The sequence below is a fragment of the Streptomyces sp. H27-D2 genome (assembly GCF_035828615.1).
GTDB lineage: Bacteria > Actinomycetota > Actinomycetes > Streptomycetales > Streptomycetaceae > Streptomyces.
Genome location: NZ_JAYMZR010000058.1, coordinates 1 through 8,595 on the forward strand (window position 1 = coordinate 1; position 8,595 = coordinate 8,595).

An 8,595-nucleotide genomic window follows, 5' to 3' on the forward strand; every position below is an offset into this window, starting at 1 on the left:
CCGCAGAGCCGGGCCGGGGCCGATGCCCAGCTCCTGGGCTAATCGCCGCCGGGTGTGCTGGTAGCGGTCCAGGGCGTCGGCGGGGCGGCCGCAGCGGTGCAGGGCGAGGATCAGCTGGCCGGCCAGGCGTTCGTCCAGCGGGTGCGCCGCGGCGCGGGCCGAAAGCTCGGGCAGCAGCGCGGCGTGCCGTCCCAGGCGTAACTGGAGGTCGCCCAGGTCCAGTTGGGCAGCGCGCCGTTCCTGGTCCAGGGTGGCGCGCAGGGAGTTGATCCAGGGGGTGTCCATGGTGCCGAAGGCGTCCGCGCGCCACAGCCGCAGGGCCTGCTCGAACAGGGCCGCGGCACGGATGTCGTCGTCGCCGGCGCGGGCCTGTGCGACCAGCCGGCGGAAGGAGTGCAGGTCCACCGTCGCGGTGTCGGCGGTGGTGAGGGCGTAGCCGCCGGGGTGCCGCACGATGTTCGCCTCGCTGGTGGCGTCCAGGGCCTGTCGCAGGTGGGAGAGGTATCCGTGCAGGGTGGCCCTGGCCTGCCGGGGGAGACGGTCCCCCCAGACCCGGTCCGCCAGTTGATCGGTGGTCACCGGGTGATTGACGTCCACCAGCAGCACCGCGAGCACCGCACGTTGCCTGGCATGGCCCAGTGGCACGGGCCGTCCGTCGATGCCGGCCTCGATACTGCCCAACACACCGAATTCCACCGTCATCCTGACCGTATCCCCCCGAGTCCGGACACCGCTCTCCTGTCCTACCCGGTCCGACCGGCCGATTCAAGGTTTATCCCAGGTTTGTCCTTGGCCGGCCGGACACAGTGGTGCCCGGCGTGAGCCGGCAACCCATCACGAAGGACGACGCGCGCGACCACGGGTGTCGGCCGACGAGGTCACCGCGGGACCGGCGGCGACGTGATGGCAGCGAAGACGGGGGTCTCATCGGTGAGCCAGGTGCGGGAGCAGGAGAACCGGGCGTCCGAGTCCGGCAGCGGGACCGGGTGTCCGCCGTGGGCCGGGGGACGGAGCGTGCTGGAGGGCGCCTTCGGGCTGTTGCGGGCGCTGGAGCGGGCCGAGGAAGCGGGGTTGTCCAGCCTGGCGTCGGAGTGCGGGCTGCCCAAGACGACGGCGCACCGGTTGCTGGAACAGCTGGTCGGCCTGGGCGCGGTGGAGCGGTGCGGCGGCGGATACCGGTTGGGACCGCGGATGTTCCGTCTCGGGCAGGGCTGGCAGCCGTATCCGGGTCTGCGGTCCGTGGCGCGGGAGCCGGTGCGCCGCCTGGTGGGCGCGACAGGGGCGACGGTGGGGATCAACGTGCTGTGGGAGGGCCAGACGCTGGTCCTGAACTGGGCGTCCGGCGAGGCGAATGAGGTGCTCGGCCCCCTGCAGAACGGCGTGGCCTGGCCGTGGTTCACCGCGGCGGGCAAGATCCTGGTGGCCGCGGCGCGCCCTGCCCTGCCGCTGGGCCCGATGCCCGGGTCCTGGCTGCGGGAGTCGGCGGAGATCAGGGAGCGAGGCGTCGCGTACGACCGGGAGGAAGTGGTGACGGGGGTGTGCTGCGTCGCGGTGCCGCTGTACGGCACGAGCGGCGCCCCAGTGGCGTCCCTGTGCGTCCTGACGGACCCGTCCCACAATCTGGAACGGCTCGCCGACGTCGCCCAGCGGACCGGCCGGGCGATCAGCGCGGGGCTGCGGGGGACTGCGCGGGCGGTCATCGAGCCGACGGTGCGCCATGGGGTCCTCGCCCCTGGTGCCGGCCCGGCTGCGGAACATCGTCGAGGTTGAACTGCGGCTGCGCGGTGGACCGGCGGAGCGGTGGACCGGCGGAGCGGCCGGAGTGGCGCGCGTGGCCGTCAACGGGTGTGCAACCGGCCGGTACGGGTTTCGGACGTCCCGATCATCCTCGACGATCTGCGGGCCCGGCCGTGTTCGCCCAGTGCCGGGCGAGCGCGGTGAAGGCGCGGGCCGCGGCGCTCTGGTAGGCGTTCTCGCGGCGCAGCAGGGTGACGGTGCGCGGGGCCAGGGCGGGGTCGAGGGGGATCGGGTGGAGCCGGGCGTGGTCGCGGGTGACGGCGTCCGGGAGCACGGTGGCGAGCGGGGTGCGTTGGACGATCTCGGTGAGCGCGGTGATGGAGTTGGCCTGCACCGCGATGCGCGGCCGTACGTTGTGCCGGGTGAAGTGGGCGTCGATGTGGCCTCGGGTGGCGAAGTCGTCGCTGAGCAGGGCGAGCGGGTATGCGGCGAGTTCACGGACGGGCAGCGGGTCGGTGCGCCCCGCGTGCGGGTGGCGGGGGCCGACGACGAGGCTGAGGGCCTCGGTGAACAGGTCGGTGCCGCTGATGCCGGGCAGGTGGGAACCGCTGAAGGCGATGCCGAGGTCGAGTTCGTCGGCCAGCAGCGCGGATTCCATGCGGTCCTGTGTCATCTCCTTGACGTCCAGGGTGATTCCGGGGTGGCGGGTGTGGAGTTCCTCGGCGAGGGGGCCGATGAGGTAGGCGGTGAAGGTCGGGGTCATCGCCAGGCGCAGGGCGCCGCGGGAGAGGTCCGCGACGTCGAGGACGGCGCGTTCGGCGGCTGCGAGGTCTTGCAGGGCCCGGCGGGCGTAGTGGACATAGGCCGTGCCGGCGTCGGTGAGCCGTACGGTGCGGCCCGTGCGGTCCAGCAGTTGGACGCCCACGGTCCGCTCCAGCTGTTTGATCTGCTGCGACAGGGTCGGCTGTGAGATGCGCAAGTCCTCGGCAGCGCGGGTGAAGCTGCCGTGCTCGGCCACGGCGAGCAGATAGCGGAGGTGACGCAGTTCCAGGGCCATGGTCATGACTCTAACCACGACTATAGATGGCGTCGATAGGAATCATGGTTACTACGTCTTGGACACTATAGGAACAGGTCAGGCATGGTGGATCTCGTCAGCCCCACGGGGCCGGCCCCACCTGAGGGAGTGACCATGCAAGACCTCACCGAGGGCGTCGCGCACTTTCAGCGAGATGTCTTCCCGGCCAAGGCGCGGCTCTTCGCCCACCTGGCCACCACGCACCGGCCGACGACGCTGTTCATCAGCTGCTCCGACGCCCGCGTCGTGCCGGAGCTGATCACCCAGCGGGAGCCGGGCGAGCTCTTCGTCATCCGTACCGCCGGCAACCTCGTGCCCGCCTACACCCCCGGCGCCGACGGGGTCGCGGCCGGCATCGAGTACGCCGTCGCCGTCCTGGGCGTCTCCGACATCGTGGTCTGCGGGCACTCCGCCTGCGGCGCCATGACCGCCCTCGCCGACGGTCACGACCTCGCCGCCCTGCCGGCCATCGCCGACTGGCTGCGGCACGCGGACGCCTCCCGGGCCCGCGCCGCCTCCGCAAAGGCGGACGCGGAGGGCGCGGACGCGGTGAGCGTCCTGGTACGGGAGAACGTCGCCGCGCAGCTCGCGAACCTGGTCACGCACCCCTCGGTGGCCCGCGCGCTGGCCGGGAACGCCGGGAACGCCGGGAACGCCGGGAACGCCGGGAACGCCGGGAACGCCGGGAACGCCGGGAACACGGTCACCCTGCACGGCTGGGTCTACGACATCCCCACCGGCGCGGTCGAGGAACTCGATGCCGCCACCGGCCGGTCCGCCGCTCTCACGGCCTGACCGCGTGCCGCACCTGCCCCCGCGCCACGCCTGACCCCGGCGTCCGCCCGGGACCACCCACCCGACAATCCGCCGTTCCCGCCCTCTTCGCGGACCGGTACGTATGGAAGGAAGCCCTCTCATGGTGCACGCCCAGCTCGACCCCTCCGCCCGGCAGGCCCTGGCCGTCGTGGCTGTCGAGGCCAAGACGCGCAAGGACCTCTCCTGGCAGCAGATCGCCGATGTGACCGGCCTGTCGGTCGCGTTCGTCACCGCGGCGCTGCTGGGCCAGCATCCGCTCCCGGCCGACGCCGCCAAGGCCGCCGCCGAGATCCTGGGCCTGGACGACGACGCCGCACGGCTGTTGCAGACCATCCCGACCCGCGGTTCGATCCCCGGCGGCGTCCCGACCGACCCGACCGTCTACCGCTTCCACGAGATGCTCCAGGTCTACGGGACCACCCTCAAGGCCCTGGTCCACGAGCAGTTCGGCGACGGCATCATCAGCGCGATCAACTTCAAGCTGGACGTGAAGAAGGTCGCCGACCCCGAGGGCGGCGAGCGCGCCGTCATCACCCTCGACGGCAAGTACCTGCCCACGAAGCCCTTCTAGCCCTCCGGCCCGTGAGGCCCTCGGGGCGCGGCGGACCGATGTGCTCCCGGCCCGGCTCGACTCCGGGTCGGCGAGGCCGCCGTCAACCCCTCGGATTGACCACGGACTTCACGGGGAACGGCCCCGGCCGCGAACCGGCCGGCCCTGAACTGGGGGGACAACGCAGCAGGGCCGTGAGCTCGGGCGCGGGCCGCACGCCGAGTTCCCGGTCCAGCAGGCCCGCGTACACCGCCAGGCTGCGCCGGCCCTCCACCCAGTTGCCCGCGGCCAGGTGCGCTTCGATGAGGAGCCGCTGCGCGCTCTCGCGCAACGGCTCGGCGCCGACCGCCGCCATCGCGACGTCAACGGCGTCCGCGTAGAGGCCCATTCGCATGAGATGGCGGCTCTGGGAGTCCAGCGCGTGCAGCAGCCGCTGCCGGATGCGTTCGCGCTCCATCAGGGCCCAGTCGTCGTACCAGCCTGGCAGCAGTTCGAGTGAATCCATGCCGGGTGGCGCGGCCCGTAGATCGGCCGTGGTCGCGGTTCCGTCGATGACACGGGTGGCCCACGCGCTGACCGCGCGCAGATCGACGGCCACCTCATCGCGCATGGTGAGTCCGTACTTGTCGACCGACAGCAGTTGGACGTCCATCCGGTTCAGCCGCCACAGTGCGGATCGCAGGTTGCCGTCGGCGCGGGCCTCGTCATTTATCGGCCACAGCGATCCGGCGGCGTAGGGCCGTTCGACCCGGCTGGGACGCAGTGCCACGAAGACCAGGAGGCGCCGGCAGCTCCTGGGGATGTCCACCCGACGTGCTCCGACGCTCACGAACGGTTCGCCGAACAGGTGCAGCACGGGGAGCGGCCCGAGGGTGTCCCTCGGGACCAGCAGCTGCGGAAAATCCGGCATCATCACGCTCTCCCCCCGGGGAACGGTACCCGCCTTGTGGCGGTTCGATGAGCTCGTCATCCACTCCGGCACGGGGCGCTGAGTGATGGTTTATCACTGATCGGGAGTGGCAGCGAGGAAGTCGAGAAGAAATTCCCGCACGATCTGTACGGCGGATTCGGCATCTGCTGTAGACACGCTGACGCCTGTCGAGAACCGTTCGATTTCGGGATTGAGCCGCAGTGTGATCAGCAGTCCGTGGGTCTGGGCCTCCACGCGCACCACGCATACACCGGTTCTCGTCTCTCCGGCCGCCATGGGGGAAGCCTGCCAGGCCGATGTCACCGTGGCGTTGAAGCGGAACAGCTGAACGGGACCACGGGCACACCAGCGCGCCGGCGACCAGCGCCGCGTCCATGGTGACGGTCGGGTGACGGCGCGCGGTGATGCTGGTGTTGTGGCTCCGCTGCCCGGGTCCGTCCCGGAGGCAGGCTGCTGCGCCTGCGTGCCCCGTACCCGGGCGTCTCGGTGCGGAAGGCCTTCCGGTCTCCACGCACTTCGCCGAGGGGTGCCCGGCGCGGGCGTGCCTGGGCCCACAGCAAGGAGAAGAGACGTGGCCGTCAAGATCAAGAACCTCCGCACCTCGGGACCGATCGCGGTGCCGCTGAGCACGGGGACCACGCTGCGGCTGTCCCCTGGGCAGGTCTCGCAGGAGCTGCACGATGTGGAGGTCGCGGACAACGCCAAAGTGGAGAAGCTGCGCGGGCGGGGCGAGATCGAGGTAGAGGCGGTCGACGAGGCGTCCGGCCCGGATTCGGGCGAGGCCGCTGAGGACACGGACGAGTCGGTGGGCGACTCCGTTGAGGTGCGTGCGACGACAGAGGACACCGGTGCGCGCGACGCCCAGGCGCGAGCCGGTGAGAGCCGGTCGCGCGCACGCCCCAGTAAGCGCCCGGAGTCCTCAGGATGATCGAGGCCGGATAAGCCGGATGAGGCCGCGCGGCCGAGGCCGTGCGGCCGCGCTATCGCGACAGGAGACGACCATGCCGACGCTGAACTATCCGGGCGTCTACATCGAGGAGATTTCCGGCGGGACAAGGCCGCTCGAAGTCGCCGGCACCTCCACGGCCGCCTTCGTCGGCCTGGCCGAGATGGGGCCGGACAGTGCCACTCGCATCACCAACTGGACCGAATTCCAACGCCGTTACGGTAATTTCACCGACGAGGGTTTCCTCGCGCACAGCGTGTTCCAGTACTTCAACAACGGCGGGCGTCAGTGCTACACCGTACGGGTCACCCGCCCGGACGCCGTGATCGCCGCCGTCACCGTGAGCAACCGGGCTCCGGCCCCGATACCCGGTCTGACGTTCTTGGCCAAGAACAAGGGGGCCTGGGGCAATTCGCTGTTCCTCCAGGTCGAGGACGGCACGCTGGATCCGGGCAACGAGTTCAAGGTGAGCGTCCGCCGCCAGGCCGACCCCGCCGTCGTGCCCGCGAACTTCAAGGACATCACGCCGCTGGAGGTCTTCGACAACCTCAGCACCGACCCGGCCGCACCCAATTACGTGGTCGCCGTGCTCGCCGAGGACTCCTCCCTGATCGACGCCCAGCTGCTGTCGGGCAACACCAGCACGCAACGCGGGGTGCACCGGGGCGGTTTCGCGCCGGTCCTGCCGTTGACCGCGAATCTCGGCTTCCAGATCAATCTGGACGCCGACGGGTTCCAGGCGGTGGCCTTGCCGACCGCGGTGGGGAGCGTCACCACCCTGGCGGATGTGGCCACGGCGGTCCAGACCGCGGTACGCGCCCTGACCAAGAAGAAGACGTCCACCGACGCCCTCGCGTTCACCGCCTTCACCTGCACCGTGGAGACCGTGACCGGACAGTCCCGGCTCGTCCTCCAATCGGGCACGACCACCGCCGCCTCTTCGGTGCGGGTCCAGCCCGCGGCGGCCACGGACGCCACCGCCCTGCTCAAACTGGGCGCCGGCAGCGGCGGCCGATCCGAGGACGGGGCCGCGGTGCGCCGCCCCGCGAGGGCCGACGTGGTGCAGATCGGTGACGCGGCCATCGCCGCGCCGGTCACCGCCGCCACGGCCGGCAGCAACGGCGTCGCGCTGGTGACCGAGACGACGTTCGCCTCCGCGTTCCCCCGACTGGACAACGTGACGGACTTCAGCCTGCTGGCGGTGCCCGGCGAGGCGACCACCGCGATGATGGACCTGGGCATGGCCTACTGCGCCAACCGGCCGTTGCAGGACGTGTTCTACATCGGCGAGACGGCGGACCACGACGACACCGCGGACGAGGCCGCCGCCTTCCGTTCCAAGCTCACCACCGCCAACTCCTATGGCGCGCTGTACTTCCCGTGGGTCAAGGCGCTGGACCCGACCGGCCGCTCCCGGGAGCCGGTCCTGCTGCCGCCCTCGGGATACATCGCGGGGCTCTACGCCCGTATCGACGCCAACCGCGGTGTATGGAAGGCGCCGGCCGGCACCGAAGCGAGCCTCAACGGCGTGGCCGGGCTCGCCGTTGAGCTCAGCGACGTACAGCACGGGAACCTCAACCCGATGGGCGTGGACGTCATCCGCCGCTTCCCCGGCTCCGGAGTGGTGGTCTTCGGCGCCCGTACGATCTCGTCCGACCCGGCCTGGAAGTACGTTCCGGTCCGCCGGACCGCGATCATGCTGCGGGTCAGCATCTACAACGGCATCCAGTTCGCGGTCTTCGAGCCGAACGACGAGCCGCTGTGGTCACAACTGCGGCTCAGCATCGGGTCGTTCATGACGACGCTCTTCCGCCAAGGGGCGTTCCAGGGCTCCACGCCGTCGCAGGGCTTCTTCGTCAAGTGCGACGGCGAGACGACGACGCAGGCCGACATCGACGCCGGAGTGGTCAATGTCCTGGTGGGCTTCGCACCGCTGAAGCCGGCCGAGTTCGTCGTCGTCAAGATCAGCCAGAAGGCGGGGCTGGCGTCCGGGTAACGCCGGCGCCCACCGGAAGGAGAGCGGCCGATGGCCAAGTTCACCGTCAACAGCACACGGTTCGACCCATATCTCGGATACAAGTTCAAGGTCAAAGTGGACGGCCAGTACGTGGCCGGGCTCAGCAAATGCAGCGCGCTGAAGCGGACCACCGAGGTCACGCCCTGGTACGAGGGCGGCGATTCGAGCGGACCGCACCAGATCCCGGGCAAGTCGAAGTACGACCCGATCACCCTGGAGGCCGGTGTCACACAGGACCGCACCTTCGAGGCGTGGGCCGACAAAGTGAACAACTTCCAGGGGGACGCGGCGATGTCGCTGGCGTCCTTCCGCAAGGACATCAGCATCGAGGTCTTCAACCACCAGGGCCAGAAGGTCCTCGCCTACAACGTCTTCCGCTGCTGGGTCTCGGAATACCAGGCGCTGCCGCAGCTGGACGCGAGCGGCAACGCGGTGATGATCAGCACCGTCAAGCTGGAGAACGAGGGCTGGGTGCGGGACACCTCGGCGGTCGAACTCAAGGAAACCTAGAACTCAAGGA

The 8,595-nt window shown here is 70.4% G+C and carries 10 protein-coding genes; 6 read left to right on the plus strand and 4 right to left on the minus strand.

What is annotated here, in order from left to right; translation table 11 throughout:
* A partial coding sequence (locus QMK28_RS21410) for an AfsR/SARP family transcriptional regulator (protein ID WP_326440408.1) occupies positions 1 to 702 on the minus strand: 702 nt, incomplete at its 3' end.
* A 201-nt stretch (positions 703 to 903) separates the two neighbouring features.
* On the opposite strand from QMK28_RS21410, the gene QMK28_RS21415 reads away from it, so the two are divergent.
* A complete protein-coding gene (locus QMK28_RS21415; protein WP_326440410.1) occupies positions 904 to 1,770 on the plus strand; it encodes an IclR family transcriptional regulator in 867 nt (288 codons plus the stop codon).
* Positions 1,771 to 1,882: 112 nt separating this feature from the next.
* On the opposite strand, the gene cynR is transcribed toward QMK28_RS21415, so the two are convergent.
* Positions 1,883 to 2,794: a transcriptional regulator CynR gene (gene cynR / locus QMK28_RS21420; protein ID WP_326440412.1), complete on the minus strand. Its 912-nt coding sequence runs from the start codon at positions 2,792 to 2,794 to the stop codon at positions 1,883 to 1,885.
* Positions 2,795 to 2,929: 135 nt separating this feature from the next.
* On the opposite strand from cynR, the gene QMK28_RS21425 reads away from it, so the two are divergent.
* Together QMK28_RS21425 and cynS are read left to right on the plus strand one after the other, a co-directional pair.
* The gene (locus QMK28_RS21425; RefSeq protein ID WP_326440415.1) at positions 2,930 to 3,610 is read left to right on the plus strand and encodes a carbonic anhydrase; all 681 of its coding nucleotides are present in this window, start codon (positions 2,930 to 2,932) and stop codon (positions 3,608 to 3,610) included.
* Positions 3,611 to 3,731: 121 nt separating this feature from the next.
* A complete protein-coding gene (cynS, locus tag QMK28_RS21430; RefSeq protein ID WP_326440417.1) occupies positions 3,732 to 4,202 on the plus strand; it encodes a cyanase in 471 nt (156 codons plus the stop codon).
* Between the two features lie 82 nt (positions 4,203 to 4,284).
* Here the strand turns inward: cynS and QMK28_RS21435 are convergent, their stop codons facing one another.
* Both QMK28_RS21435 and QMK28_RS21440 read right to left on the minus strand, forming a co-directional pair.
* Positions 4,285 to 5,094 (minus strand): AfsR/SARP family transcriptional regulator, encoded by an 810-nt coding sequence (locus QMK28_RS21435; protein ID WP_326440419.1) that lies wholly within the window; start codon positions 5,092 to 5,094, stop codon positions 4,285 to 4,287.
* A 90-nt stretch (positions 5,095 to 5,184) separates the two neighbouring features.
* Positions 5,185 to 5,388 carry a hypothetical protein gene (locus QMK28_RS21440; RefSeq protein ID WP_326440421.1) on the minus strand — a complete coding sequence of 68 codons (204 nt, stop codon included), beginning with the start codon at positions 5,386 to 5,388 and terminating at the stop codon, positions 5,185 to 5,187.
* Positions 5,389 to 5,683: 295 nt separating this feature from the next.
* Between QMK28_RS21440 and QMK28_RS21445 the strand changes: the two genes are divergently transcribed.
* The 3 genes from QMK28_RS21445 to QMK28_RS21455 all read left to right on the plus strand — a co-directional run bounded on the left by QMK28_RS21445 (position 5,684) and on the right by QMK28_RS21455 (position 8,585).
* Positions 5,684 to 6,040 carry a hypothetical protein gene (locus QMK28_RS21445; RefSeq protein ID WP_326440423.1) on the plus strand — a complete coding sequence of 119 codons (357 nt, stop codon included), beginning with the start codon at positions 5,684 to 5,686 and terminating at the stop codon, positions 6,038 to 6,040.
* Positions 6,041 to 6,113: 73 nt separating this feature from the next.
* Entirely contained in the window at positions 6,114 to 8,054 is a 1,941-nt protein-coding gene (locus QMK28_RS21450; RefSeq protein WP_326440425.1) for a phage tail sheath family protein, read from the plus strand.
* A 30-nt stretch (positions 8,055 to 8,084) separates the two neighbouring features.
* Positions 8,085 to 8,585 (plus strand): phage tail protein, encoded by a 501-nt coding sequence (locus QMK28_RS21455; protein ID WP_326440427.1) that lies wholly within the window; start codon positions 8,085 to 8,087, stop codon positions 8,583 to 8,585.
* Positions 8,586 to 8,595: the final 10 nt, after the last annotated feature.

Coding starts and splice junctions, on each gene's coding strand:
- QMK28_RS21450 (WP_326440425.1), top strand. CDS start 6,114: ATGCCGACGCTGAACTATCCGGGCGTCTACATCGAGGAGATTTCCGGC.
- QMK28_RS21455 (WP_326440427.1), top strand. CDS start 8,085: ATGGCCAAGTTCACCGTCAACAGCACACGGTTCGACCCATATCTCGGA.
- QMK28_RS21415 (WP_326440410.1), top strand. CDS start 904: ATGGCAGCGAAGACGGGGGTCTCATCGGTGAGCCAGGTGCGGGAGCAG.
- cynR (WP_326440412.1), bottom strand. CDS start 2,794: ATGGCCCTGGAACTGCGTCACCTCCGCTATCTGCTCGCCGTGGCCGAG.
- QMK28_RS21440 (WP_326440421.1), bottom strand. CDS start 5,388: ATGGCGGCCGGAGAGACGAGAACCGGTGTATGCGTGGTGCGCGTGGAG.
- QMK28_RS21435 (WP_326440419.1), bottom strand. CDS start 5,094: ATGATGCCGGATTTTCCGCAGCTGCTGGTCCCGAGGGACACCCTCGGG.
- cynS (WP_326440417.1), top strand. CDS start 3,732: ATGGTGCACGCCCAGCTCGACCCCTCCGCCCGGCAGGCCCTGGCCGTC.
- QMK28_RS21425 (WP_326440415.1), top strand. CDS start 2,930: ATGCAAGACCTCACCGAGGGCGTCGCGCACTTTCAGCGAGATGTCTTC.